The 26,005-nt window shown below is 48.8% G+C and carries 22 protein-coding genes; 9 read left to right on the plus strand and 13 right to left on the minus strand.

The genetic code is table 11. The features are described 5' to 3' along the window. The 9 genes from ACED36_RS13565 to ACED36_RS13605 all read right to left on the minus strand — a co-directional run bounded on the left by ACED36_RS13565 (position 1) and on the right by ACED36_RS13605 (position 11,205). On the minus strand, positions 1-1,638 hold the full coding sequence (locus ACED36_RS13565; protein WP_017003321.1) for an amino acid adenylation domain-containing protein: 1,638 nt from the start codon (positions 1,636-1,638) through the stop codon (positions 1-3). A gap of 155 nt (positions 1,639-1,793) precedes the next feature. Beyond that, positions 1,794-2,795: a gluconate operon transcriptional repressor GntR gene (gene gntR / locus ACED36_RS13570; RefSeq protein WP_016960441.1), complete on the minus strand. Its 1,002-nt coding sequence runs from the start codon at positions 2,793-2,795 to the stop codon at positions 1,794-1,796. Between the two features lie 228 nt (positions 2,796-3,023). Then, the gene (locus tag ACED36_RS13575; protein ID WP_016960442.1) at positions 3,024-3,533 is read right to left on the minus strand and encodes a gluconokinase; all 510 of its coding nucleotides are present in this window, start codon (positions 3,531-3,533) and stop codon (positions 3,024-3,026) included. A 75-nt stretch (positions 3,534-3,608) separates the two neighbouring features. Beyond that, positions 3,609-4,925, minus strand: a complete 1,317-nt coding sequence (locus tag ACED36_RS13580) for a TRAP transporter large permease subunit (protein ID WP_016960443.1) — start codon at positions 4,923-4,925, stop codon at positions 3,609-3,611. Next, positions 4,918-5,478 carry a TRAP transporter small permease subunit gene (locus ACED36_RS13585; protein WP_371733425.1) on the minus strand — a complete coding sequence of 187 codons (561 nt, stop codon included), beginning with the start codon at positions 5,476-5,478 and terminating at the stop codon, positions 4,918-4,920. Before ACED36_RS13585 ends, ACED36_RS13580 begins: the two co-directional genes overlap by 8 nt. A 77-nt stretch (positions 5,479-5,555) precedes the next feature. Beyond that, positions 5,556-6,572: a TRAP transporter substrate-binding protein gene (locus tag ACED36_RS13590; protein ID WP_017003322.1), complete on the minus strand. Its 1,017-nt coding sequence runs from the start codon at positions 6,570-6,572 to the stop codon at positions 5,556-5,558. A gap of 393 nt (positions 6,573-6,965) precedes the next feature. Then, positions 6,966-8,459 carry a CoA-acylating methylmalonate-semialdehyde dehydrogenase gene (locus ACED36_RS13595; protein ID WP_371733426.1) on the minus strand — a complete coding sequence of 498 codons (1,494 nt, stop codon included), beginning with the start codon at positions 8,457-8,459 and terminating at the stop codon, positions 6,966-6,968. A 17-nt stretch (positions 8,460-8,476) separates the two neighbouring features. Beyond that, positions 8,477-9,637, minus strand: a complete 1,161-nt coding sequence (locus tag ACED36_RS13600) for an iron-containing alcohol dehydrogenase (RefSeq protein ID WP_017003324.1) — start codon at positions 9,635-9,637, stop codon at positions 8,477-8,479. Next, the gene (locus tag ACED36_RS13605) at positions 9,634-11,205 is read right to left on the minus strand and encodes a BCCT family transporter (protein ID WP_016960448.1); all 1,572 of its coding nucleotides are present in this window, start codon (positions 11,203-11,205) and stop codon (positions 9,634-9,636) included. The genes ACED36_RS13600 and ACED36_RS13605 overlap by 4 nt, the downstream gene beginning before the upstream one ends. Positions 11,206-11,484: 279 nt before the next feature. Here ACED36_RS13605 and ACED36_RS13610 point away from each other — a divergent pair, with 279 nt between their 5' ends. Together ACED36_RS13610 and ACED36_RS13615 are read left to right on the plus strand one after the other, a co-directional pair. After that, complete coding sequence (locus tag ACED36_RS13610; RefSeq protein WP_016960449.1) at positions 11,485-12,414, plus strand: LysR family transcriptional regulator; 930 nt, start codon at positions 11,485-11,487, stop codon at positions 12,412-12,414. Positions 12,415-12,570: 156 nt separating this feature from the next. After that, positions 12,571-15,087, plus strand: coding sequence for a CoA transferase (locus ACED36_RS13615; protein WP_016960450.1), 2,517 nt, complete (start codon positions 12,571-12,573; stop codon positions 15,085-15,087). A gap of 93 nt (positions 15,088-15,180) precedes the next feature. Here ACED36_RS13615 and nhaC read toward each other — a convergent pair whose 3' ends face one another. The 3 genes from nhaC to ACED36_RS13630 all read right to left on the minus strand — a co-directional run bounded on the left by nhaC (position 15,181) and on the right by ACED36_RS13630 (position 17,630). Continuing rightward, a complete protein-coding gene (nhaC, locus tag ACED36_RS13620; protein WP_016960451.1) occupies positions 15,181-16,611 on the minus strand; it encodes a Na+/H+ antiporter NhaC in 1,431 nt (476 codons plus the stop codon). A gap of 415 nt (positions 16,612-17,026) precedes the next feature. Further along, positions 17,027-17,209: a DUF4260 family protein gene (locus ACED36_RS13625; protein WP_083248059.1), complete on the minus strand. Its 183-nt coding sequence runs from the start codon at positions 17,207-17,209 to the stop codon at positions 17,027-17,029. Beyond that, positions 17,190-17,630 (minus strand): hypothetical protein, encoded by a 441-nt coding sequence (locus tag ACED36_RS13630; protein ID WP_016960453.1) that lies wholly within the window; start codon positions 17,628-17,630, stop codon positions 17,190-17,192. Before ACED36_RS13630 ends, ACED36_RS13625 begins: the two co-directional genes overlap by 20 nt. Before the next feature lie 390 nt (positions 17,631-18,020). On the opposite strand from ACED36_RS13630, the gene rbsD reads away from it, so the two are divergent. From rbsD to ACED36_RS13665, 7 genes are all read left to right on the plus strand, one after another. Continuing rightward, positions 18,021-18,440, plus strand: coding sequence for a D-ribose pyranase (gene rbsD / locus ACED36_RS13635; RefSeq protein ID WP_016960454.1), 420 nt, complete (start codon positions 18,021-18,023; stop codon positions 18,438-18,440). Between the two features lie 23 nt (positions 18,441-18,463). Beyond that, positions 18,464-19,969 carry a ribose ABC transporter ATP-binding protein RbsA gene (gene rbsA / locus ACED36_RS13640; RefSeq protein WP_016960455.1) on the plus strand — a complete coding sequence of 502 codons (1,506 nt, stop codon included), beginning with the start codon at positions 18,464-18,466 and terminating at the stop codon, positions 19,967-19,969. Beyond that, positions 19,966-20,946: a ribose ABC transporter permease gene (rbsC, locus tag ACED36_RS13645; RefSeq protein WP_016960456.1), complete on the plus strand. Its 981-nt coding sequence runs from the start codon at positions 19,966-19,968 to the stop codon at positions 20,944-20,946. Before rbsA ends, rbsC begins: the two co-directional genes overlap by 4 nt. A gap of 101 nt (positions 20,947-21,047) precedes the next feature. Next, positions 21,048-21,926: a ribose ABC transporter substrate-binding protein RbsB gene (gene rbsB, locus ACED36_RS13650; protein ID WP_016960457.1), complete on the plus strand. Its 879-nt coding sequence runs from the start codon at positions 21,048-21,050 to the stop codon at positions 21,924-21,926. A gap of 234 nt (positions 21,927-22,160) precedes the next feature. Then, entirely contained in the window at positions 22,161-23,096 is a 936-nt protein-coding gene (gene rbsK, locus ACED36_RS13655; protein ID WP_016960458.1) for a ribokinase, read from the plus strand. A gap of 101 nt (positions 23,097-23,197) precedes the next feature. Next, positions 23,198-24,211, plus strand: coding sequence for a substrate-binding domain-containing protein (locus ACED36_RS13660; protein ID WP_017003326.1), 1,014 nt, complete (start codon positions 23,198-23,200; stop codon positions 24,209-24,211). 33 nt (positions 24,212-24,244) lie between these two features. Further along, entirely contained in the window at positions 24,245-25,090 is an 846-nt protein-coding gene (locus ACED36_RS13665) for a patatin family protein (RefSeq protein ID WP_017003327.1), read from the plus strand. 64 nt (positions 25,091-25,154) lie between these two features. On the opposite strand, the gene ACED36_RS13670 is transcribed toward ACED36_RS13665, so the two are convergent. Further along, entirely contained in the window at positions 25,155-25,922 is a 768-nt protein-coding gene (locus ACED36_RS13670) for a hypothetical protein (RefSeq protein WP_017003328.1), read from the minus strand. Between the last annotated feature and the right edge of the window lie 83 nt (positions 25,923-26,005).

Raw genomic sequence — 26,005 nt, forward strand, 5'->3', positions numbered from 1 at the left:
TTATTCCTCTCCTGTCTTGTGGGACTTAACGTTGTTGTGAAACTGGTCATAAAGCGCCTTTAGTTCGCGTTTATCCACTTTCCCACGTGGCGTTAATGGCAGCGCATCGAGGGCCATGACACGCACAGGCACGCAATAATAGGGAAGGTTTTCAGCAACGTGGTTTATCGCTTCTTGTTCGTCAACATTGGCAGGAACAACGAAGGAAACGAGGTGGTCAGTGTCTGCTTTTAGGGTGACGGCCAAGCGACAACTAGGCAGTTGCTCAATCATGGCTGAGACAGCATCAAGCTCCACGCGAAACCCTTTCACTTTCACTTGATCGTCGGTGCGGCCATAGTGTTCAAGTTCACCATCTGGCGTCCATCTGCCAAGGTCTCGTGTTCTGAACATCACATGTCCATCGCCTAAAAAAGGATCCGCACGATATCGTGATTGACTGAGTTCAGCGTTAGCGAGATACCCTTTCGTTACGCAAACACCGCCCGCCCACATTTCACCCACGTCGCCGATTGCGCAGGGTTCGAGTTTTTCATTTAGCACATACACGGTGTTGTTTGGGGTAGGTTTGCCAATGGTCAGTGAGTCGCCAGGACGGTAAAGTTTGGCGGTATTGATGATGGTGGTTTCTGTCGGCCCGCAACAGTTATAGAAATCGCAGAATGCGCCCCAAGTATCTGCCAGTGGTTTAGGACAGGGCTCACCTGCAACGGCAACAACACTAACATCACGACACTTTTCAGGGTCAATCTGACTCAGTACCGATGGCGTGGCGACAATCACGTCGGCATTCATGGCGGTGTGCTCAATGATTTTGTCCCGAATTAGCAAAGTTCCGCCATGACACAGTGCCACAAACACTTCCCACGCTGACATATCAAACGCAATACTCAATATCTGCGCCACGCGTGTGCCCGGTTTGACACCAAGATTACCCGGTGTAGTCATCACAATATTGCAGACATTTTGATGCGTAACTTGCACACCGTTGGGTCTTCCAGTCGTGCCTGAGGTAAACAGAATAAAGCAGGTGTTCTGAGGCTTTGTTGGGCGTTTACCTGTTATGTCTAAAGAGCAAAACTCTTCTGATTTTAATAGATTATCCAGCTCAATTACCGCACAACCGTTGAGTGTAGGGAGGTCTTTTAGGTGTTGAGAAAGTGTCAGTACGATCTTAATGCGTGCAGTGTCAACGATATGTTCGAGCTGAGGGTGTGGGGCGACGCCAGCGTGCTGGGGCACATAATTGGCGCCAATTTTTAGGCATGCCATCAAACCAATCAACATAGGTATTGACCGAGTAAGGAAAAGGCCGACGGAGTCGCCAGGTCTAACCCCACGTTGCTGGAGAAATGTTGCGAGCTGTTCAGCGCTGTGATTAAGGGTTTGATAAGAAATAGAGCGATTGCCATGCATAGCGGCAATGGCATGGGGTGTATTCTCGGCGTGATATTCGAAAGCTTTATTTAGTGTATTGAACGAGGGCTTTTCTCGAGGGCCACGACCAAACTCAATGAATTTTCGAAGCTCGAAGGCATCGAGACTTGCCAGCGGTGAAATATTGAAGATGTTGTCATTGCCCGTTAGCAATGATTTTGGTGATGGCGGAAACAACGCCGAATTAAGTGAAACTGTCATCTTGATCTCCCTGACATCAGTGCTCCAAATTGCGCGAAGCGATCAGGAGTGATAGGGAGAATCTAGCGAACAAATCTCACAAAATTATCGCGGAGGGTTCGCAAAGTGTTAGTAATGGATAGAAGTCTGATTCATAAAGGATTCATGACGATAGATCAGAGGCTTTCACCGATCTCTATTTGGTAACCAAGGTCGATAGACGGTTTCCAATCTTCGTTGCCTTTTAGGCGATTGAGCAATTGCTCGGCAGCGACGCGTCCTACATCTTCCCTTGGCGTGACGACCGTCGCCAGTCTAGGCAGCATTGCTCGGCTGATATCCAAGCCGTGAAAGCCTGCGATGGCAATGTCTTCGGGAATACGAATATCACGGCGTTGGCACTCAAAGAGCGCGCCGATCGCTAAATCATCGTTGGTACAAAATATGCCATCGACATCAGGGTGGTTTGCGACCAACTCCTTGAGCAAGGTTGACCCTAAGGTAAACGAAGAGGCTTCCTCTGTTTGCAAGGTAATGGGCACTAATCCGCTGGCATTCATGGCGTCGAGATAACCCGCCATTTTCAGTTGCGTACGCTGATCCATGCGTGCGGCGAAATAGGCAATTTGCTTGCATCCTTTGTCCAGCATGGCCTGTGTCATGGCTTTGGCTGCTGCACCGTTATCAAATCCGACGGCTTGTTCAATGCAGGGAGAAATGGAGTCCATGATTTCGACCACAGGAATAGAGGCGGTTTCGAGCATCTTCCTCGATTTGTCTGTGTGCGTGGTTTGCGAAAGAATGATGGCGTCAACGTTGTAAGAAAGCAGTGAAGCAATACTTTGCTCTTCGAGTTCAGCGCTGTAACCGTAGTGAGCAATCATGGTTTGATAGCCAGCGGGCGCGGTCACCGATTCGATGCCGCGAATGACTTCAGCAAACACCTGATTAGTCAAAGAAGGCACGAGCACACCAATGGCGTTACTTTTTGCATTGGAAAGAATATCAGGGGCACGATTAGGAATGTAGCCAAGCGCTTCGACCGCCGTTTCAATCTTGTCTTTCAGCGCTTCTGATACCTGTGACGGGTCGCGAAGACAGCGGCTCACTGTCATTTTTGTTACGCCAACTTGGTCGGCGATATCTTGAAGTGTCGGTCTTTTTTTCTTACTCGCCATAATGAAATTCTAATCGCATCCTTTCACATATCGTGGTCGTTGATGTTACACCTTCGCGCTATTCCGCTCACCATTTTGTTGTGAGTGGCTCGTTTATACCCAAGCATCTTTAGGTTGTTTACGAATATGAGGTACTTAGGGCAATAACACTGTGCCGCCGTGTGAGCACCGGTTGCTAGAACTCAACTTCTTCTCTTGGCACATCACGCCAAGGCCAATCATGGAATATCAGACTGACTCATTGCTAGCGCCTCCTAGTGCGAGGATCACTTGATCTACTACGTCTTCCGATTGATGTGAAACGTCAATAAAAACGGCCTCATCTGCCGTGGGTTCAACCAAGGTTTCAAATTGGCTGCGCAGCATTTCTTCGCCGTTGAAGTAATGATCGGTACGCTTTTGGTGGCGAGACCAAATGGTGTCGAAATCTCCTCTGAGGTACACAATTGTCATGTCATCGTTGTTGAGGCGCAAAGTGTCGCGATAGGTTTTTTTCAGTGCAGAGCAAGCAACAACCAGCTCATCATTGTCGATGAATAATTGGTTCAATGTGGTTAGCCAACCGTGTCTGTCGGCATCACTTAGCGGAATACCCTGACGCATTTTTTTGACGTTTTCCTCAGGGTGGAAGTCATCACCATCATAAAAGGGAATAGCCAGTTTTTGTGCAATCAGGCTACCAATGAGGCTTTTCCCTGAGCCTGAAACGCCCATGAATAAGATTTTCTTAGGTTTCATTACAATCGTTATCCTCTTGCCTTTATCAATGCGGAAGGCACAAAAAAGTCACCGAGTGACCGGTTAGAAACGGCATCATTTCCACCACATAGCGAGTTGCGGAAAGGCGATGGTTAAGCCCAGCACAAGGATCTGAAGCGCGATAAATGGCAGCAGCGAACTGAAGATTTCGCCTAGACTGATGTCTTTTGGTGCAACGGATTTAAGGTAAAACGCCGCGGGCCCAAACGGGGGTGACAGGAAAGAAACCTGCATGTTTAAACAGAACACCACGCCAAACCAAATCGGGTCATAACCCAGCTCGGTGATCATGGGCACGAAGATCGGCATCGTGAGCAAAGCAACACCAACCCAATCGAGGAACATGCCCAGTACCAGCAAAATCAGCATCATGATCAGAAGCGTGGAAAGCGCACCACCGCCACTGAGGGAGAAGATCACATCACCGACAAAATCGATGCCGCCCATCAGATTGTAAATGCCGACTAAGGCACTGGCTCCGATGCCTATCCAAATGATCATGCCGCACGTACGCATGGTTGCGACGGCACTGTCTTTGAGCATGCTGTAGTTGAGTTCACCACGAATTGCCGCACTCGCCATGATGCCGATAACGCCGAGTGCCGAGGCTTCTGTGACCGACGCGATACCGGAATAGATACTGCCCAGCACTACCGCAACAGAGAGTAGCGGGAAAAACAGCGCCTTCATGTAGCTGATTTCCTCCTCTTCTTCCGCATCAGACGGAATGGTATCGGGCGCAAGTGACGGGTCTAAATAACAGCGGATCAACACATAAGCGATGTAGAAACTTGCCAGCAACAGGGCAGGCAAGAACGATGCTTTGAACAAATCACCGATGGAGACACTCGCGGTCATGCCATAAATGATGAGTACGATACTGGGGGGCAGCATGGTGCCGAGTGCGCCGCCCGCGCAGGTTGTACCAATGGCGAGCTTGCGGTTGTAGCCTAATCGCAGCATTTGAGGCAGCGCGAGAATGCCGAGTAGGACGGTTTCGCCGCCAATGACACCGCTCATCGAAGCCAGAATCACGGCAACAAGCAGAGTTTGAACCGCCACGCCGCCACGAACACGACGACCAATGATCCGCATGGCATTGAACAAATCTTTGGCAATCCCTGACCGATCTAAGATTGAAGCCATCAAGACAAACATGGGGACAGCGAGAAACACATAACCTGAAACAAAACTGTAGGTGCGGCTAGCAATCAAAGGCAGCGCATCAGGGCCAAACCAACCTAAGGTGAAAAACAAGGCGACAAAGCCAGTCACGAAGGCCAGTTGCATGCCAGTGAGCAGGAGAGCGACCATCATTGCCAGCATGAGAATACTGCCCCAACCGAGGCCGATTGCCGATAAATCAAACATCTTTCGACTTCCTAAAACGGGTGATTTCTTGAATGAGGTGCAGCGTAAACTGAATCACCAAAATGCAGAGTACGACGAAAATAAGCCCTTTGAGCAGCGCAGGGTAAGGGGCGTTTAGCACCGAACCTGATGTCTCAAGGCGAAGGTCTCCCCACGGTGCAAACCAAGATTCGTTGGCGGTGAGGTAGGCGGAATAAGTCAGCATGCCAGCGAAAGCGAGCCCAATAATGTGGTGGACGATGTTGAGGTATTGGCGTTTTCGAGGTGATACGGCGTCGTAGATCAGCACGACGCGAACGTGCTTGTTGGCCGCAAAAGCATAAATGCCACCGATGATGAACAAAGACCCACCAATAAACGAGGCCGTTTCATGCACCCAAGTCGTGGGCGCGTTAAAGGCGTAGCGCATGATGACTTCGTAAAACGAGATCAACGCGGTGACGATAAACAGCACGCTGAGCGCGTCGCCGACACGAATAATGGCTCTGTCTAAAAAATTGCGCGGCTCGTCTTCATGGTGGCTGGCTTCAGCCTTGGCCAGTTTATTATCCATAACAATCTTGTCCTGAATAAAGAGGGCGTGAGCCCTCTTGAAATCCAATGGTTGGAAGGGAATCCAAACGAAGGGGGTTACAGCAAACCGTTAGATGTCAGGAACAGTGTGACCGAGTCATAAACTTTCTGAGCATTTGGCGAGCGTTCAGCAAACACTTTCCATTGGGTCTTCGCGATTTCGCGGAATTTCTTACGCTCTTCGCCAGACCAATCGTGAATGGTGATGTTTGGGTTGTTCTGCGCTTCGGTGACTGCCGCTTGGTCAGCTATTTTTAGCTGCGTGGTGATGTCGTAAGAGAAGTCTCTGACCGAGGTAGTCAAGATCTCTTGCAGATCAGCAGGCATGGCATCCCATTTCTTCTGAGAAATTGAAATGTCGATAAGTGGCAGTGAATGGAAGCCGGGTTGCACAGGGTGGGTAGCAATATCGTTCATGCCCGCTTTTTGGTTAGTGGAAAATACGGTGTAGTCCGCGGCGTCGATAACGCCCTTGCTAAGGCCAGTGAAGACTTCAGAGCCGGGTAAGTTAACCGGCGTTGCGCCTGCTGCTGCGAAGACTTGTTGAACTAAGCCTTCCGGTGCACGCAGCTTAAGGCCTTTCAAATCGTCAACGCCATTAAGTGGCTTTTTAGAGATGAAGGATTCAACGCCCGTGGTGGATGCGCCAATGAATTTCACGCCATAAGGGGCGTAAAGTTCGGTCATCAGTTCATTACCGCCGCCGTAGTTCATGTACTGCAGCAGTTGCGTGGTGTCTGACCATGCGCCAACCATGTTGCCAATCAAACCAAACGCAGGATCTTTGCCGGAGAAGTAACCTGTTGCTGTCACGTGACCGTCGATGATCCCCAGCTTGATAGAGCTTAATGTTTCAGTATGCTTAACAATAGAGCCGACAGGCAGAAGATCTATGTCTATTCTGCCGTTAGACATCAGTTCGACTCTTTCAGCCCACTCTTGCTGAAGCTTATAGTTGAGGTCCCCTGATGGGTCAGATGATTGAATTTTTAACGTAAAATCAGCGGCTAACGCTGATGCTGAAAAGAGTCCGGTGAGGGTGGCAGCTAACAAAGCTTTAGATAGCACTTTCATTTCAGAGGTATCCTTATGGGTTCCACGTTGACAAATAACAGCGTTTCCACTGATCGTTTTTTGGCCGGCTTGTTACTGATGTTACCGGTAACGTTGCAATAGTGTTACCGGTAACCTAAATCCGTTCCGAGATCTCGATCTCAATTTTATCCATTCATTAACAAATCATTTACGAAGTCAGTGCTCTCAATTGCCTGCGGTTTTATTCGCCAACATGGTGTCACACGCACAAGTGTTGTGTTTACAGCACAAAGAAAAACGCCCTAGGTCATCGAGACCTAGGGCGTTGCCTTTTTTAAACGTCTCAACCGCTACACTCCTTGCCATACGGACGAGGGACGTGACCTTTCCTGATGGCTATCGGGCTATCGGGCTAAACGGCGGACGAAACGATCAAAGGGTTGGCATTGAAAACACCGCGCCTTCTCGAACGTTCGCCGATGGCCAACGCTGGGTAATGGTTTTTCTGCGTGTATAAAACTTCACGGCATCAGGTCCATAGGCGTGCAAGTCCCCAAATAAGGATTGTTTCCATCCGCCAAAGCTGTGGTAAGCAACAGGGACGGGCAGCGGTACATTGATGCCCACCATACCGACCTTGATGTTGTCTGAAAAATACCGCGCCGCCTCACCGTCACGGGTGAAAATGCAGGTGCCATTGCCGTAGATATGGCTATCAATTAACGCCATGGCTTCTTGCATGGTGTCCACGCGGACAATTTGCAGAACAGGGCCAAAGATTTCTTCTTGATAGCTCGTCATGGTCGGTAGGACGTTATCAATGAGTGTTGGGCCGACAAAATAACCACTTGCGTAGCCTTCAATAAATGGGTTTCTGCCGTCGACAACAATGGTTGCGCCGTCGTTTTCCGCAGAAGAAATATATCCTTCTACTTTTTGCTTGTGCTCACGGCTGATCAAAGGCCCAAAGTCATTGTCATTATCGTAAAACGCGCCAACGCGAAGCTTGGCGAGTTTAGGCGTGAGCAAGGCAGCCAATTTGTCTGCTGTTTCGGCGCCAACTGCGACCGCAACTGACAATGCCATGCAGCGCTCGCCGCATGATCCGTAAGCTGCGCCAACCAATTGATTGGCTGCGTTTTCGAGGTCGCAGTCTGGCATCACAATGGCGTGGTTTTTCGCGCCACCCAGTGCCTGACAGCGCTTACCATTCTGGCTGGCTTTTTCATAAATGTATTTTGCAATTGGTGTGCTGCCGACAAAGCTAACCGCTTCAATGCCATCGTTGGTGAGTAAGCCATCAACCACTGATTTTCCACCTTGAATGACCTGCATCACGCCATCAGGAAGTCCCGCTTCTTTGAGCAGTTTAGCGATGAACAATGAGGTGCTTGGGTCTTTTTCGGAGGGCTTGAGAATGAAGCAATTCCCACACACCAGTGCCATTGGGAACATCCAAAGCGGAACCATGGCAGGGAAGTTAAACGGTGTAATTCCCGCTACAACGCCAAGTGGCTGATGTTCCGACCAAGAATCAATAGCTGGGCCTACATTTTTGCTGAACTCGCCTTTGAGCAATTCAGTGGCGGAGCAAGCGTATTCCACATTTTCGATGCCGCGTTGCAACTCGCCCATGGCGTCATGCGCAATTTTCCCATGTTCTTCGCCGATGAGTTTGCAGATTTCATCTTTGTTTTCTTCAAGCAACTGCTTGTAACGGAACATGATACGTGCACGTTTAATTGCGGGCTGATCGCGCCACGCGGGAAAAGCGGCTTTGGCGATCTCGACAGCTTCATTGGTGAGTGCATCTGGCGCCAACAGCAATTCTCTGATCGCTTCACCTGTGGCTGGGTTGTAGACCCACTGTGTGTCTGTGCAGTCTTCGCGCAATTCACCGTTGATCAAATGTCCAATTTTTTCCATTGAGGGGCTCCTTTCTCTTAAGACCAAAGATGTCGATATAACGATTTCATTTCATCAGGGGTGGGTATTCTAGGGTTGTTTGATGGCGAACCAGACGCGAGCGCCTGTTCAATCATGGTCTCCAACACAGATTCAAACTCGTCTTGCGATACGCCAAACTCCGCCAATGTCGGTACATTGAGTTCTTGATTGATTGCGTCCAACTCTTCAACAAGTCGAGTGTTGGCAACGTCGATAGGGTCGCTTTCGGTGGCAAGACCCATCGCCATTGCACATTTTGCATAGCGCTCAGGGGCTTCTTCGATAGAAAACGCCGTGATGCTGGGTAAGAGCATGGCGTTAGAAAGGCCATGGGGCACATGGAAGAAAGCGCCGATAGGGCGGCTCATTCCGTGTACCAAAGCGACAGAGGCGTTGGAAAACGCAATGCCTGCCAACGTTGCACCACGCATCATGGATTCACGGGCGTTTGTATCACTGCCGGTGTGATAAACCTTGCGCAGATTTGGCGCGATCAAACGCATTGCTTCGAGTGCATTAAAGTCACTAAACGGGCTCGCTTTGCGGCTAACATAAGCTTCGATGGCGTGAGTGAGCGCATCAATCCCTGTGTCTGCAGTAATTCGCGCAGGCAAGGTCATGGTGAGTTCATAATCCACAATGGCAGCAGTAGGGGAGAACCCTAAACCCACGCACAGCATTTTTTCATCGGTAGCGTCATCCGTGATCACCGTAAACTTGGTGACCTCTGACCCAGTGCCCGCCGTGGTGGGGATGGCAATGATGGGCAACCCTTCTTCATTCACGATGCGAGGCACTTTGTAGTCACGCATCACTCCGCCAAATCGTGCAAGAATGCTGATGGCTTTTGCGCTGTCAATGGCACTTCCGCCACCCAGTGCAACAAGGCAATCAAAGCCGCCATCTTTGGCTATTTGTACCGCTTCATTCACTGAACTTGCGGTTGGCTCGGGGATGGTGTCGGCATAAACACGCGATTCAATATCTGCTTGAGTCAGCAGTGCTTGAACTTTGTCGGCATAGCCAAACTGAACCATGGTTTTATCGGTAATCAACAGCACACGGCTGGCATTCAAGTTTCTAACCATGTCGGGAACGCGAGCGATAGCGCCGCCCCCAATTTCCATCATTCTGGGTAAGGTGACTGATACACTCATTCTGCTGCTCCTAATGCGTCAGGTTTTCCGGGAAGAGGTTCTCTACGTAGTGCTCGATAAAGGCCAATAGCCGTTGCAATGATCACGAACGAAAAGGGTAAGGCGGCGACAATAGAGGCCGTTTGCAGCGCACCCAATCCACCTGCGAGCAAGAGAACGGCGGCCACAAAGCCAATCGACATACCCCAAAAAATACGGTATCGAGTAGGTGGATGTTCGCTACCCATTGAAATAAGGGTGCAGATGACAAGTGTTGCGGAATCAGCAGAGGTGACGAAGTAGGTCACGAGCATAATGGTACAAATGGTGGCACCAAGGGTGGTGAGAATGGGGCCTACGTCCATCAGTTCTATGGTTGTAAACAAGGCAAGTGTGAGGTCGTCGTTGACCGCTTCTACTACACCTCCGCCGCCAAATAGCTCGATGTACATGGCGGTATTGCCAAAAATGGTGATCCAAAATGTGGCAAGTAGCGTCGGCGCAATCAGCACGCCAAGCACAAATTCACGGATGGTACGGCCACGTGAGATGCGAGCAATGAAAACGCCGCAAAACGGTGCCCATGCAATCCACCATCCCCAGTAGAAGATGGTCCAAGAACCCTGCCAAGTGTGCGTTGGGTCAGGATCAACCCACAATCCGAGCGAAGTGAAGTTCAGTAAGTAGTCACCCAAGTTGGTGAAAAATGAACCAATCACGTAAGCCGTCGGGCCCAGAATAATGAAAAAAGCGAGCATGACGACAGTCAACTGCATGTTGAGCTCACTGAGGATCCTGATGCCTTTGTTAACACCCGTGATCACCGAAAACGTCGCGACCATGGAAATGACAATAATAATGACAACTTGTGTGACGGTATTAATTTCAATACCGAATAGGTAGTTCAAGCCAGCGTTCATTTGCTGAGCGCCGAGACCTAACGAAGTCGCAATGCCAAATACAGTACCGAATACGGCAAGGAGGTCAGCGGCGTGGCCGATCGGGCCATAAATGCGATCACCGAGCAAAGGGTACAAGCCGGAGCGGATAGAAAGTGGGAGACCTTTACGATAAGAAAAGTATGCGAGGGACAGACCACAAAGTGCGAATAAACCCCAACCATGAAGACCCCAATGGAAGATGCTAATACGCATCGCTACCTGCGCAGCCTCAATCGACATGGCATTTTCAGGAGAGATAAATGGGTTACTTTGGAGATGGTACATAGGTTCAGCGATACTCCAAAAAAGAATACCGATGCCGATACCTGCGCCAAACAGCATTGAAAACCAGGAAAAGAAACCAAATTCAGGTTTCTCGTCATCTTTTCCTAACCGAATGTTTCCGTATCGGCTAAATACAAGATAAATAGAGATAAATAAAAATGTGCTCATCAAGCCGATGTAGTACCACGCTAAATTTGTTGCAATGTAACTTTTCGAAGCCGAATAAACGCCACTGGCATGCTCTGGTGCTAATATGGTGTAAAGAACAAACAATATAATAAGTAGGGATGAACCAATTGCCATGACAGGATTAACGCCAGCAAAAATGCCTGTGCGTTTATCTGGGTTTATTTCTTGTTGCATTGCGATACTCCTTTCCAATATCTTTTATTATGGTTTTTAGTGATGGTCATCACATTCTGTCTTTATGGCTTTTTTTCGCTGGAACTTGAAAAATGTTTAGTGCTGTAAGTATTAATTTTCCTATCTCATTAAACTCCATGTTTATCGATTTTTGAGCAATCAAAAAAAACGAAGCCTATGGCATAAGAAAATTTATACGTGGTTTTCGTGTTTCGAATTTATTACGTCACATTCTGTTTTGATGGGTTACATTGAGAATATATAAGCAAGGACGTAAATATGAAAAAGAGACTTCCACCATTGAATTGGCTTCGTTCCTTTGAAGCGGCAGCAAGACACTTAAGCTTTACCCATGCATCACAAGAGCTTCATATTACGCAGGCTGCCATGAGCCAACATATCAAAGGATTAGAAAGCCAATTGGGCACCGCGCTTTTTGTGCGTCTACCCCGAGGGCTAGAGCTGACGGATGCGGGCTCTGCTTATATGCCTGTGGTTCATGAGTCGATTGAGAAACTGTCCGAAGTGACCGAAGAACTCTTTGGTCAAGGGCGAACCAAACTGCTTAATATACGTGTCAATATGGTGTTCTTCATTCATTGGCTGGCGCCAAGGCTACAGGGGTTCACGGATAGTCACCCTGAAGTAAATCTTAAGATTACCAGTAATATATGGGTGAACAATCGTACCGGTTCGAGCGATTGTGACTTGGAGATCACGCATGGCAACGGGCGTTGGCCACACCTCAATGCACGACGATTAACATGGGATACGTTGTACCCCGTGTGTAGCAAGCAATACGCAGAAACGCTGCCTTCTGGTTTCGCGCCGACAGCACTACTAAACGAAAAACTGCTACATGTTATTGGCTATGAAGATGGCTGGGGGCATTGGTTCACCAGTATGGGATTGCCTTATGCAGAGTTTGAGCATGGTAGCCAATTCGATACACTGGTCAATGCGCTGGAGGTTTCAGTCAATCATGGAGGCATCGCCCTTGGTCGAAGTAGTCTAGTTAAGCGCTATATCAATGAAGGTAAACTTGTTCGCTTATTTGAGACAGAGGTTGCAACGCGAGAGGCGTTCTATTTAGTGAATTCTAATTCAACGATTTTGCATTCACATGCGCAGTTATTTATCGATTGGATCCTAAACGAAGTTGGACGTGACGTGTCGAATAATTCATATCGAGAATTATATAGTCAATAAACTAAGGTCATTAATTTTTTATATACTAAGACCTAATTTTTATTAATAGTCTTCAATTAAATCGCAAACTATCATCGGAAGTAATGAAAGCTCCTCCCTTTGAAAAGGAGGGTTTCTCATTTCAGATAAATATGCCTATGGTAGGAGCGAAAATAAATGAGGAATACACTGCCGCTTGCCGGAATTAACGTTATCGACTTTGGGCAGTATATTGCTGGGCCAGCAGTTGCAATGATTCTTGCCGATTTGGGTGCAAACGTTGTTCACATTGATCCACCGGGTGGGCCCCTGTGGAATGATCCTGCAAATGCGGTTTTAAATAGAAATAAACTGTGTATTACGTTGGATTTAAAGACAAGAGAAGGAAGGGAGCAAGCACTGTCTCTTTGCGCTTCTGCTGATGTCATTATTGAAAACTTTAGGCCGGGAAAACTGTCCCAGTTGGGTATAGATTTGGACACACTTCGTGTGGCTGACCCAAGGCTCATTACTTTGTCTGTCCCTGGCTTCGCTTCTAACGATACGTTGAGAAGAGAGTGGAAAGCGACCGAAGCGGTTATTTCAGCAACATCCGGCGTATTCACGGACATGGGTTTCAATCGCGTACTGATGGGCTGCAACCCCAGCTTTTCACCGTTGGCACTTGGCTCCGCTTACGCCACCACACTCGCGGTAAGTGGCGTGTCATTAGCCCTGTATGCTCGCGAGAAACATGGGCGAGGTGATCACGTTGAAGTGCCAATTGCTGCAGCGTTGATGGAGGGCCTATCCTATAACTCCATTGTGATTGACAGCCTACCAGATCGATACCTCACTATGCGTGAGCGTGAAATAGCGTATCGTCGTGAGCACGGGCTGGAAATGGATGTCACCTATGAGGATCTGCAAGAATTCCTCGACCCTTTCTATCGCACCTATGAATGCAAAGATGGCCGCTTTTTTTATGTCGTCTGCCCATCACACCGTAACCATGCCAAGCGTTGCTTACAACTTGTGGGACTTTACGATGAACTGGTTGAAGAAGGGCTGCCTGATGTGACTGATTTGTATCAGCCAATGGCGGAATGGGAGGGAGAAACATCCATCGGTGTTTATCCTTTGCCGGCTAATTGGGCGGCGAAAATCTCTGAAAAAATGAAGCGGGTGTTTATCAGCAAAACCTCAGAAGAGTGGGGGAAGCTCTTTGGCGAAAATGGCATTCCTGGTGCTCCGCATCGCACCACACAAGAGTGGGTAAACAGTCAGCATTGTAATGAAGCCGGTTTAATCGTGACGGTTGAAGACGAAACCTATGGCCAAATGAAGCAGCCAGGGCCTTTGGTTTGGTTTGAGGAAATGGCTGATCAAATGTGCGACGTGTCCCCGAGTCGTAAGGGCGATTTCTCCGAGGCAGTGGACTTGTTCTCTCAACGCTCAACATTTTCTTGTGCCACACCTTCACATATCTCACCTCTTGATCTGGATGGCGGAGAGAAACAATGGCTCAACGGGGTGCGTATTCTAGATCTCACGAACGTGATCGCAGGGCCCCACTCCACGGCATTTCTAGGGCGCTTCGGCGCGAAAGTTACCAAGCTTGACCCAACAACACCGCTTTATGACCCCTTGATTGGTGTGCTTTTCAGCGTATTGTCCAACATAGGAAAAGACAGCCTGCTGATGGATATGTTGACTGACCAAGGCAAAGAGGTTTTTGAAAAATTGGTCAAAAATAGCGACGTGGTGGTGATCAATGCCCCATCACGACAAGTGGAAGCTTTGGGCTTGAGTGACGATCGACTTAAGGCGATTAACCCCGATGTTATTTTTTGTCGCTTAGATTGTTTGGGCGGCCCTCAACGCGGTGAGAAAACCGATTACATCGGCTATGACGATATCATTCAGGCAAACAGTGGCATCATGAGTCGTTTTGGCGGTGCACAAACGCCAGAAGAACATGCGCATCTTGGGACGCTGGATGTGAACTGTGGTTTTGCGGGCGGGTTGAGTATCGCCGTTGCGCTGTATCATCGTGAGAGAACGGGGCAGGCTTTGCGTGCAAGAACGTCATTGTCTTCCACCACCAATCTCGCTCAGATTAAATACTGCTATGACTATGCTGGTCGGCCGCCATTCAATGAACCATCAGGTCGAGAAGCGCTGGGTTACGGCAGTTTGTCACACATCTACCAAACCAGTGATGGTTGGCTGTACCTTGATGCGAGTGAAAACGACCTGCCAACCTTTGAGCTTCTCAAGCATTTTCAAGGGGTATCGTCGCTCGATGACGCGCAACGAAAAGCCTACTTTACCGATGCGTTAGCTAAGCAATCGAGTGACTATTGGATCAATACCTTTTGTGAACTTGATATTGCCGCGGCAGAAATCAAAAGTATCGAATGGCTACGTGAGCAATACAGCAGGAAAAATGATGATCGAGTGGGGAGCCACTTGGGCAGTTATGCATTCTCGATTTATGACCAGCACCCAAGCGGGCTAGAAACCACGATTGTTGACCATTATTCAATACGCCCGAACGAGGCAGAAATTATTGCGTTAAAGCAGACAGAACGATTTGGCGCATCAAGCCGCAAGGTGCTTGAAGCGTTAGAACTAGATGCTGGGGCGATTCAAAAGCTTGTTGATGATGGCATCGTCAGTGATGGATGGTCGAAGGTCTTCTTGCCGAATTAATGTGTTGTTCTCATTAGATGCAATATAAATGGCGCTCAAGGAGCGCCATATTTGTGTGTCTAAATCAAGCTCAAAACCAAGCGCTTATTCGAACTACAAATCACGTTCAACACTCGATTCACGTGGTTCATTGTCATCTGTTTTCCAGATAGTCCAGCCCATTACACCAAACAGTATGGTGACAAATGGCGAGAGGACACAAAAGAAATTAAACGGCAAGTAAGCCAGTGTTGCAACGCCCAACGTCGCAGCCTGATAAGCACCACCTGAGTTCCACGGTACAAGGTTGGCCGTCACGGTTGCTGAATCTTCCACGGCGCGTGAAAGGTTTTCTGGTGCCAGACCACGTTCTCGATATGCCTCTGCATAACTACGTGCTGTCATGACAATCGCCATGTATTGGTCACAAAGAATAAGGTTTGCGCCGATTGCCGTCAGTACCGTCGACACAATCAGTGAACCTGTGGACTTAGCGGCGGCAAGAATTTTGTCAGCGATAACGCGAAGCTGGTTGGTTCGCTCCATCACACCACCAAACATCATGGCGACGATGATCAGGCTAATGGTGTACATCATTGAATCCATACCACCGCGAGAGAGCAGAGAATCCACATCAGATACGCCAGTTTCAGCGCTATAGCCACCAAAGGCGACACTGGCGATCGCGTTGTAATCCGCACCTTGTAAACTTGCCGCACAAATGGCACCTGCGATCACACCAAGTGCAATACCGGGAATGGCGGGCATTTTTTTATATGAGACGACAAGGACAATCAGAAGAGGAAGGAATAACACAGGGTTGATAAAGAAAGAATTGTCTAAGGTCGTCAAAATGGTGTTGATGCGCTCAATATTACCGCCACTGGCGCTGTATTGCAGGCCGAGCACCGTTTCAATAATCAAGGTTATCGTTATCGTCATCCCAGTGGTGTAGGACATGTGCTTGATGTGGGTAAACAAGTCAGTCCCCGCCATGGCGGGCGCAAGGTTAGTGGTATCAGACAATGGTGACATTTTGTCACCGAAGTAAGCACCAGACAGCACCGCACCTGCAACAATAGGCAGAGGGAAATCTAGCCCGCCGCCAACGCCCATCAGTGCCACACCGATTGTCCCTGTTGTGCCCCAGCTTGTCCCTGTCGCCAAAGAAGTCACGGCACAGATGAGGACGCACGCAGGGAGGAAAACTTCAGGGGCAAGGATTTTCAGGCCGTAGTAAATCAGCGTTGGGACGACGCCCGCGAGTATCCAAACACCAATGAGCGAGCCGACGATCATCAAAATAATCATCGCGGGTAGGGCATTATAAATCCCGTTTACCATGCCTGCTTGAATGTCTTTCCACGTGAATCCGCAACGCAGCGCGATGACACAGGCCACTATCACGCCCAATAACATTGGGATTTGTGGGTCAAGCCCGTACATGACAATCGACACACTAATACCGAGAACGAGTGACATTAGCGAGATAATGGCTTCCCATAAGTGCGGCGCTCTCGCGCCTTCAGGAATATCCGTCTTCATGTTACCTCCAGTTATTTTGTTTTTTTGATCTGAAAGAACCGAGAACTCGTCGCGTGAAAAATGGATTCTAAGCAAAAGAAGATCCACGCAGAGAGAAAGCGGTTTCTTAGATGATGCACGGGTGTAGACGAGCCGTACCTTGGACTTAATTCAGTCGGGCACCACTTTTCTCGTTTTTGGCGGGAGATCGTATCCGTCATTGGAAACCCTCTTTGGCAGCAAATTTGAATGCTCCAAAGAAAACAACACATGCTTATTATTGTTAGAGGGAAAACCCTCAGTGCTTTTTGACTAAGTCACTTCACACTATGTCTCATGTGGCACAAAGGGGGTGTTGTAGAAGCGAGACGTGCAGAGGTTTTTTTACATTGGGGAAATGACAGGTGTGCATTTCTGTTGAAAGCGAGAGATAGCGTTATGATTCAGAGTGCTTAGTTGGCTTGCAAATATGCCCAAGATGGGTGGAAGAGAAGGCATCGCTGTCTTTCAAACCGTCGCCAAGCGTGCGATCAAAACCGATGTAAGCAAACCAAATTGGGCTGTCACAGAAGACGTGACATTGACGAAGATCTTGGTGTTTAGTGGAGAACCGCCATATTGATAAACGTCATGCTCTCGCAGATCTCGATGGCCTGTGCGTAGTCGGCTTCATCGTCGACATAGATACCAAGTTGTATGTAGCTTGAGTGCGAAAACACAAAGCAATACACAGAGGCCACGCTATAGTCGTTGGTTTCTTCAAACAAACGATAACGATAAAAAATCAGACCGTCTTTCTCCGTTTGATGCACGTCGAACGCCTTTTCGGCTTGTTCCTCGACCACCCAAGTTATTGCATCTTGTTGAGTTTCTACAGGGTCAATGTCCCAAACAGAACACCAAATAGTTAGCCCTGATTTCCAGATCACCAAGTCTTCATCTTCAATTTTGCTCTGAAAAGTGGACGGTAGTGTGATGGTCCATTCGTTGGTGAGAGGATAAATGCCTGAGATAGTAGGGTATTCATTATGATCGTGCATGTAAGTAAAAACGCCTGCGGCTATATGATAAAAGAGGTTGCTTGGGTATAGAAGCCTATCATTGAAGACGCTCTGCCGCCTCTTAATACAGTGTATTTGTGCCACAACATGGGTTTGGTCTTGTTTTCATGTATACCCAAACCCATTCTCGTTGAACAAGTCTCTTTCGGTGGCTTAGATATAACCCCTTAAAGTGAAATAGCTCAAATTTTCCTGCCAATGATCGACATGTATGACGATCAAAATCACAGCTCTTCATTTCGGATAAAGACCCATCGAAACGTTTCGATTACTGTCATCGAAACGTTTCGATGGTGATGTGAATACGCCTCCATCGACAGGTAGAAAACCCTCACTCTGCGCGAATCATCGCGATGACAAGGTAAAAGAATGAAAAAAAGTACCCTGCTTAATTCAGACATTGCGCATTTAGTCTCCACCTTGGGGCATACCGACGAATACACCATTTGTGATGCGGGTTTGCCCATTCCCCAGCATGTGCCTCGTATCGATTTGGCGTTGACCCATGGCGTTCCCGGTTTTCTGGAAACGGTGCGCGTGGTGCTGACTGAATCCCAAATTGAAGGCGTGATCATTGCGGAAGAGTTTGCCTCAGTAAGCCCTGAATGCCACGTCGCGCTGCTCGCCGAGATCAAACAAGAAGAAGGGCGTTGCGGCAAAAGCATTGCGATTCAATACCTTTCACATGAGGCATTTAAACAGCGCACCCACAGCAGCCATGCGGTGATTCGCACCGGTGAATGTACGCCATATGCCAACGTCATTTTCCAAGCTGGCGTTGTGTTCTGATCCGAGCGAAATGAGGATAAACCATGACTCAAGCAATATTGCAGCTCAACGAAATTGAAAAAGCCTTTCCCGGCGTGAAAGCGCTGGATAAGGCGAGCCTGAATGTGTACCCCGGACGTGTCATGGCGCTGATGGGCGAAAATGGCGCAGGAAAATCGACGCTGATGAAGGTGCTGACGGGTATTTATGCCCTCGATGGTGGCACCATTCATTACGAAGGCAAACCTGCTGCGTTCAAAGGCCCTCGTGATTCGCAGCAAGCCGGTATCAGCATTATTCACCAAGAACTGAACTTGATTCCTGAACTGACCATCGCGGAAAACATTTTTCTTGGTCGTGAATTCACAAGCTCACTGGGTCGCGTTCTGTGGAATGAAATGTTCGCAGAAGCGGATAAATTGCTCGCGCGTTTGAACGTGAAACATAGCTCGAAAACCTTGCTCGGCGCGTTAAGCCTGGGCGAACAGCAAATGGTTGAAATCGCCAAAGCGCTGTCGTTCCAATCCAAAGTCATCATCATGGATGAACCAACCGATGCACTGACTGATACGGAAACTGAATCCCTGTTTACCGTGATTAACGAGCTTCGCGATCAAGGCTGCGGCATCGTTTATATCTCACACCGTCTCAAAGAAATCTTCACCATTTGTGATGACATAACGGTGCTGCGCGACGGAAAATTCATCGGCGAATGCAAAGTGGCTGACACCGACGAAGACGGCCTGATCGAAATGATGGTGGGGCGCAAGCTGGAAGAGCAATACCCACGCATCGCTGTCACCCATGGTGATACTTGCCTAGAGGTGATGGGCGTATCTGGTCCAGGTGTGAAAGAGGTGAGTTTTACCCTTAAACGCGGCGAAATTTTGGGCGTGTCGGGCTTGATGGGGGCGGGTCGTACTGAACTAATGAAAGTGATTTACGGTGCGTTACCTTTGCACAGTGGTGACATCAAGCTAAATGGCAAGTTGGTCAACCCGATCAGCCCGCGTGACGGACTCGTCAACGGCATTGCGTATATCTCAGAAGACCGTAAAGGCGATGGGCTTGTTCTCGGCCTCTCCGTGAAAGAAAATATGTCGATTTGCTCGCTAGACCAGTTAAGTAAAGGCATGCAAATCAATCACAGCGACGAAGTGATTGCGGTGGATGATTTTATTCAACTTTTCAATATAAAAACCCCAAGCCGAGACCAACTCATTGGCAATCTATCCGGCGGCAATCAGCAGAAAGTGGCGATAGCCAAAGGTTTGATGACCAAACCTCGCGTGCTTATTCTCGACGAGCCAACACGGGGCGTGGATGTGGGCGCCAAGAAAGAAATCTATCAACTGATTAATCGGTTCAAAAGCGAAGGCACCAGCATCATTTTGGTGTCGTCAGACATGCCAGAAGTACTCGGCATGAGCGACCGCATCATGGTGATGCATGAAGGCCGTATTACCGGTGAATTTGACGCCAAACAGGCGGACCAAGAAACACTACTCGCTTGCGCGGTAGGTAAACACGTTAAGAAGGATGCAGCATGAGTAGCAACGCCGTAACCCAATCCGATTCTGATAACAAAAAACTGTTTAGCAAAGCGTGGTTGATTGAACAAAAATCCCTGATTGCGCTGCTGCTCCTGATTACCGTGGTGTCGTTTTTAAACCCCAATTTCTTTACTGTCGATAATGTGCTCAACATTCTGCGCCAGACCTCGATTAACGCCATTATTGCGGTGGGGATGACGCTAGTGATCCTTACGGCTGGGATTGATTTGAGTGTTGGCTCAGTGCTCGCGCTTTGTGGCGCGTTTGCCGCCAGTTTGATAGCCATGGAAGTGCCTGTGCTGGTGGCGGTGCCAACGGCGTTGTTTGCTGGCGCCGTGTTAGGTGCCATCAGTGGCATCATCATTGCCAAAGGCAAGGTGCAAGCCTTCATCGCGACATTGGTCACCATGACGCTGTTGCGCGGGGTGACCATGGTGTACACCGAAGGTCGTCCAATCTCAACGGGCTTTACCGACACTGCCGATGCATTTGCATGGTTTGGTACGGGCTACGCCTTGGGGATTCCTGTCCCTGTTTGGATCATGGTCGTGGTGTTTGCCGCGGTTTGGTATTTGCTTAACCATACTCGCTTCGGCCGCTATATCTATGCGTTGGGCGGCAATGAATCCGCCACACGCCTATCAGGTATTGATGTCGATAAAGTCAAAATTGGTGCCTATGCGATTTGTGGTTTTCTGGCAGCGCTAGCGGGCATTATCGTCACCTCGCGTCTGTCTTCTGCGCAACCGACTGCGGGTATGGGCTATGAGCTAGATGCCATTGCTGCGGTTGTTCTTGGTGGCACCAGTTTAATGGGCGGTAAAGGCCGCATCATGGGGACCTTGATTGGCGCGCTAATCATCGGTTTTCTCAATAACGCCCTGAACCTGTTAGACGTTTCTTCCTACTTCCAAATGATTGCCAAAGCTGTGGTGATATTGGCGGCGGTCATGGTTGATAACAAAAATAAGTAACACCTCAATTTTTCAATTAAACGAACGTGTAGAACAAGCGCCTGAACCCTACCTCTCAGGCGCTAATTAAAACGAGAAAAGAAACTAAAAAGGAACGTAAAATGAAAAAATTATCGCTACTTATCTCCGCGGCTTTGCTGTCTTCAACCGCTTCTATCACTGCACACGCGCAAGACACCATGGCAATTGTATTATCCACGTTGAACAACCCTTTTTTCGTGACAATGAAAGACGGTGCTGAAGCCAAAGCACAAGAGTTAGGTTACGACCTGATTGTGTTGGACTCGCAGAACGATCCAAGTAAAGAGCTTTCCAATGTGGAAGATCTCACTGTGCGCGGTGTGAAAGCTATTTTGATTAACCCAACAGATTCGACGGCGGTGTCAAACGCAATTCGTATTGCGAATCGCAGTGGCATTCCTGTGTTTACCTTGGATCGCGGCGCAGCCCGCGGAGAAGTGGTCAGCCACATTGCGTCTGACAACGTTCTGGGCGGCGAAATGGCGGGGCGCTATATCGTCGAAAAAGTCGGCGAGAAAGCCAAAGTGATTCAGCTAGAAGGCATTGCGGGCACATCCGCGGCGCGCGAGCGTGGCGAAGGTTTTGCCAATGCGGTTAAAGCCAGCCAAATGGAATTGTTAGCAAGCCAACCTGCGGATTTCGACCGCACTAAGGGCTTGAACGTGATGGAAAACATGTTGGCTGCCAATCCTGATGTGCAAGCCGTGTTTGCGCAGAACGATGAAATGGCGTTGGGTGCGTTACGCGCTGTTCAGGCATCAGGCAAAGACATTCTGATCATCGGATTTGATGGCACAGATGATGGTATCGCGGCCGTGAAACGTGGCAAGCTAGGTGCTACCGTGGCTCAACAGCCTGACCTCATTGGTGCTATTGGCGTCGAAATGGCAGACAAAATGCTGAAAGGTGAAGCGGTTGAGAAATCAATTCCTGTGCCTTTGAAAGTCATTACTCAGTAATTATTGAACTAATCACTAGCGGGTCTTCTCTTTTCAATTTAAAACCCTTGGCTTACCGCCAATTGAGAAGAGAAGATTCCTATTTCATGCAGAACAGAGCATCAAGCTGCGACGTTACACAGGCAAAGAATGAGAAAGCCGAACGATTTGGGGTTTGGGAATACAAACATTAAATCCTTCCGTTTTCCTGCTAAATACAACAATAAGGCTTTTAGATAAGCCGAGGATAGTGCAATGAACAAGTTAGTGGTTTTGGGTAGTGTTAATGCCGATCATGTGCTTCAAGTCCCTTCTTTTCCGCGCCCTGGCGAAACGCTTCACGGCCGTGGTTATCAAGTGATTCCTGGTGGTAAAGGCGCGAATCAAGCTGTGGCCGCTGCGCGCTTGAAGGCTGACATTGGTTTTATTGCGTGCGTGGGCGACGACCCGTTTGGGGTGAATATTCGTGAGAGCTTTAAATGTGATGGTATCAACATCGCGGGCGTGAAAATGCAGGCGGATTGCCCAACGGGCATTGCGATGATTCAAGTGTCTGACAGCGGTGAAAACAGCATTTGTATCTCTGCAGAAGCCAACGCCAAACTCACCGCCGACGCCATTGAACCGGATTTGGCGCGTATTCGTCAGGCGGATTACTTGTTAATGCAGTTAGAAACGCCCCTCGATGGTATTGAGCGTGCGGCGCTGGTGGCCAAAGAGCATCACACCAAGGTGATTTTGAACCCAGCCCCTGCGCGTGAATTACCTGAAAGTTTGCTGGCGTGCGTGGATATTATTACGCCCAATGAAACAGAAGCCGAAGTGCTGACTGGCATCAAAGTAGACAATGAAACTAGCGCCAAAAATGCTGCTGATAAGTTGCATGACAAAGGGATTGAAATCGTCATGATCACTTTGGGTGCGAAGGGCGTTTATGTCAGTCATCAAACCGCCAACCAGCAAAACAGGGGCAAAATTATTCCAGGGTTTCGCGTAGAAGCGACAGATACTACTGCGGCAGGTGATACCTTTAATGGCGCATTCGTGACTGGTCTAATGGAGTCTATGCCTTTAGAATCGGCGATTAAGTTTGCGCACGCAGCGGCAGCCATTTCTGTCACGCGCTTTGGCGCACAAACCTCCATACCGACTCGTGAAGACGTTGACGCGTTTCTGGCAAACCAAGCGTAACTGCCATCCGTCACTCGCTATTCGCCATAAACCGTTCACGATGAATTGAATGTGATGGATAGCTCACAGCGATAGGCCACTCGCATGTACAGGGAGATCGCATGGCAACAATGAAAGACATCGCGAAATTAGCCGGTGTTTCCACCTCTACCGTGAGCCATGTGATCAACAAAACACGCTTTGTCAGTGATGAAATTGCAGAGCGTGTGAATACAGCCGCGAAAGAACTCAAATATTACGCACCGTCAGCATTGGCAAGAAGCCTGAAAATCAGTCGAACCAACACGTTTGGCATGATCGTGACCACCTCGACCAACCCCTTTTTCGGCGAAGTGGTCAAAGGGGTTGAACGCAGTTGTTATCTGGCAGGCTACAACCTGATTTTGTGTAACACCGAAGGCGATGCTAAGCGCATGAAAGCCTCCATTGAAACCTTGATGCAAAAGCGTGTCGACGGTTTTATCTTGATGTGTTCAACCCTAGAAGGAGAATACACTGAGGTGCTTGAACGCTTGAGTAGTGTGCCTGTGGTGGTGATGGATTGGGGGCCGATTTCGCTGCCTTGCGACAAAATTCAAGATAACTCCTTGCGAGGCGGTTATCTTGCCACCAAACACCTGATTGAAAAAGGGCATCGCGAGATTGGCTGTATCACAGGGCCGTTGATCAAACACCAAGCAAAAATGCGTTACGAGGGATTTAAGCGCGCGATGAAAGAAGCGCAATTGCCGATCAAATCACAATGGATTGTCGAAGGGGATTTCGAGTGTGAAGGCGGTTATCAAGCGCTTGAGCAATTTCAGACAAACGGCACGATGCCGAGCGCCATTTTTGCCGGTAACGACATGATGGCGATGGGGCTAATGAATGCCGCGCATGCACAAGGTATTGCCATTCCTCAAGACCTTTCAATCATGGGATACGATGACATCCACATTGCGAAATATATGTCGCCGTCGCTTTCTACCGTTCATCAGCCCAAATATCGTTTAGGCAAAGCGGCGGTCGATGCGCTTATACAGCGCATTAATCACAAAGACAGCGAACGCCAAATTGTCGAGTTAGAACCTGCCGTCGTTGAGCGTTGCTCCGTCGCGCAATATGTGGTCGCGTAAACGCTTAGTCGCGCAATAACGGGGGAGTAAGCCATGAAAACTGTCGGAGCAAATGCGCTGGTCGTTGAAGGCGGTGCAATGCGAGGGATCTTCTCTTGCGGCGTACTCGATCATTTTATGGCGCAAGGTTTTTCGCCGTTTGATAGTTTCTGGGGAGTGTCAGCGGGGGCTAGCAATCTCGCTGCCTATCTGGCAAACATGCCCGGTCGCAACCGCAAAATTTACCTCGACTACAGCCTTCGCAAAGAGTTCATCAGACCCGCAAAATTCGCCCTAGGTGGTGATTTAATGGATCTTGATTGGATGTGGAAAATTACCCTCGAAGAGTTAGGGATTGATAAACGTGTTCTACAAGCCGATCCGCGACCTTTCTTCCTCGGCGTGACACGACAAGACACGGGCGAAGCAGAATACTTAACCCCACATGTTGATGTGTTGGCGGAAACCATGAAGGCCAGCAGCGCCTTGCCGGTGATGTATCGCCAAGGTGTTGAGCTCGACGGTGTGCATTACGTGGATGGTGGTGTAGCGGATGCGATTCCTGTTGCCGAAGCCATTCGCCGCGGCGCTACTAAAATCATGGTGCTACGAAGTCGCCCCACTCGTTATCGAAAAACGGCGCCTACATTTACAGCCCTCACAAAACGACTCCTCAAAGATCACCCAGCGTTGATCACGCCAATGCTAACGCGTCATGTTCGTTATAACGAGGCGCTGGAACTGATCAATACCCCGCCTAAGGGCGTCGAAATCATCGAAATCTGCCCACCTGAATCGTTTAGATTAAAACGCCTGAGCCGTGACACAGCCTCACTGGAAAAAGGCTATGACATCGGTGTTGTAGCAGGGCAAGAGGCGATCGCGCGGTGGCTCCGCTAGATGAATGGAAAAGAGATATGCAGGTGACAGATAAGCCGCGTCTGTAGCTGTCAGGCAATAACAATCAGAACTTGCCGTTGAGGTTGTTCCAGTCAGCACGCGGTGGAACGGTTTCGACGGTATCCCAATGCTCGACAATTAGGCCGTTGTCGAGCCGATATAAATCATAAAATGCACTGTGAATGCCTTCCCGGTAACCCTCACAAACGCTCAACACAAAGTTGCCATCTGCCAATGTGCGATGATGCTGTTGATAATGAATGCGAGGAGAGCCATCGGCCTCTGTGTCCAGCAGTGCAGTATTTAGCGCCTTGATATCATCCGTCAGCGCTGGGTTGTGTTCGACGTAGCCCGCAGCAGCAACATAGTCGGGTAGGGCGTTGGTGTTTCGTTCTATCAACACCTCTTTCACAAAGGCATTGATGCACTGGCGGTTACTCTCGGTTTGATCTTGATCTTTCACCTGCGTTTCGCCATCAATCATCGAATGACCTGACGCATTGAGCGCTTGCTTTAGTTGAAGATTATCCCAATGCTCGACGGTGCGTTCACCTTCAAACCGGAACACTTCAAAACAAATTTTTTCACTGCTGAAGTCATATTCGGTATGTGCGAAGACAAAATCGCCATCTGAGAAAATTCGAATGATTTCGACGCGTGGGTTGGTTTTGGCTAATCGGGCGAACAATTCCGCTAGCCCAACGTCGCCTTCTTTGGTCAGCGGATTATGTTGTATGTATTGTTCTTGGTCGACGACCCTGACTGATTCTGGATCTCCCGTTTCGATCCCTTTTAATAAGTCATGGATGCTTTGTTTTCTTAGCGTGTTCATGTGCAAAATCCCTTCATCGCATTTTTCTGTCGCCTATTCCCATAGCCTAGCGTGTTTTGAGTATTCAAATTGGCTAGCTTTTG

The organism is Enterovibrio sp. FF113 (assembly GCF_041439165.1).
GTDB classification, from domain to species: Bacteria; Pseudomonadota; Gammaproteobacteria; order Enterobacterales; family Vibrionaceae; genus Enterovibrio; species Enterovibrio norvegicus_A.

Coding starts and splice junctions, on each gene's coding strand:
- ACED36_RS13565 (WP_017003321.1), bottom strand. CDS start 1,638: ATGACAGTTTCACTTAATTCGGCGTTGTTTCCGCCATCACCAAAATCA.
- gntR (WP_016960441.1), bottom strand. CDS start 2,795: ATGGCGAGTAAGAAAAAAAGACCGACACTTCAAGATATCGCCGACCAA.
- ACED36_RS13575 (WP_016960442.1), bottom strand. CDS start 3,533: ATGAAACCTAAGAAAATCTTATTCATGGGCGTTTCAGGCTCAGGGAAA.
- ACED36_RS13580 (WP_016960443.1), bottom strand. CDS start 4,925: ATGTTTGATTTATCGGCAATCGGCCTCGGTTGGGGCAGTATTCTCATG.
- ACED36_RS13585 (WP_371733425.1), bottom strand. CDS start 5,478: ATGGATAATAAACTGGCCAAGGCTGAAGCCAGCCACCATGAAGACGAG.
- ACED36_RS13590 (WP_017003322.1), bottom strand. CDS start 6,572: ATGAAAGTGCTATCTAAAGCTTTGTTAGCTGCCACCCTCACCGGACTC.
- ACED36_RS13595 (WP_371733426.1), bottom strand. CDS start 8,459: ATGGAAAAAATTGGACATTTGATCAACGGTGAATTGCGCGAAGACTGC.
- ACED36_RS13600 (WP_017003324.1), bottom strand. CDS start 9,637: ATGAGTGTATCAGTCACCTTACCCAGAATGATGGAAATTGGGGGCGGC.
- ACED36_RS13605 (WP_016960448.1), bottom strand. CDS start 11,205: ATGCAACAAGAAATAAACCCAGATAAACGCACAGGCATTTTTGCTGGC.
- ACED36_RS13610 (WP_016960449.1), top strand. CDS start 11,485: ATGAAAAAGAGACTTCCACCATTGAATTGGCTTCGTTCCTTTGAAGCG.
- ACED36_RS13615 (WP_016960450.1), top strand. CDS start 12,571: ATGAGGAATACACTGCCGCTTGCCGGAATTAACGTTATCGACTTTGGG.
- nhaC (WP_016960451.1), bottom strand. CDS start 16,611: ATGAAGACGGATATTCCTGAAGGCGCGAGAGCGCCGCACTTATGGGAA.
- ACED36_RS13630 (WP_016960453.1), bottom strand. CDS start 17,630: ATGCACGATCATAATGAATACCCTACTATCTCAGGCATTTATCCTCTC.
- rbsD (WP_016960454.1), top strand. CDS start 18,021: ATGAAAAAAAGTACCCTGCTTAATTCAGACATTGCGCATTTAGTCTCC.
- rbsA (WP_016960455.1), top strand. CDS start 18,464: ATGACTCAAGCAATATTGCAGCTCAACGAAATTGAAAAAGCCTTTCCC.
- rbsC (WP_016960456.1), top strand. CDS start 19,966: ATGAGTAGCAACGCCGTAACCCAATCCGATTCTGATAACAAAAAACTG.
- rbsB (WP_016960457.1), top strand. CDS start 21,048: ATGAAAAAATTATCGCTACTTATCTCCGCGGCTTTGCTGTCTTCAACC.
- rbsK (WP_016960458.1), top strand. CDS start 22,161: ATGAACAAGTTAGTGGTTTTGGGTAGTGTTAATGCCGATCATGTGCTT.
- ACED36_RS13660 (WP_017003326.1), top strand. CDS start 23,198: ATGGCAACAATGAAAGACATCGCGAAATTAGCCGGTGTTTCCACCTCT.
- ACED36_RS13665 (WP_017003327.1), top strand. CDS start 24,245: ATGAAAACTGTCGGAGCAAATGCGCTGGTCGTTGAAGGCGGTGCAATG.
- ACED36_RS13670 (WP_017003328.1), bottom strand. CDS start 25,922: ATGAACACGCTAAGAAAACAAAGCATCCATGACTTATTAAAAGGGATC.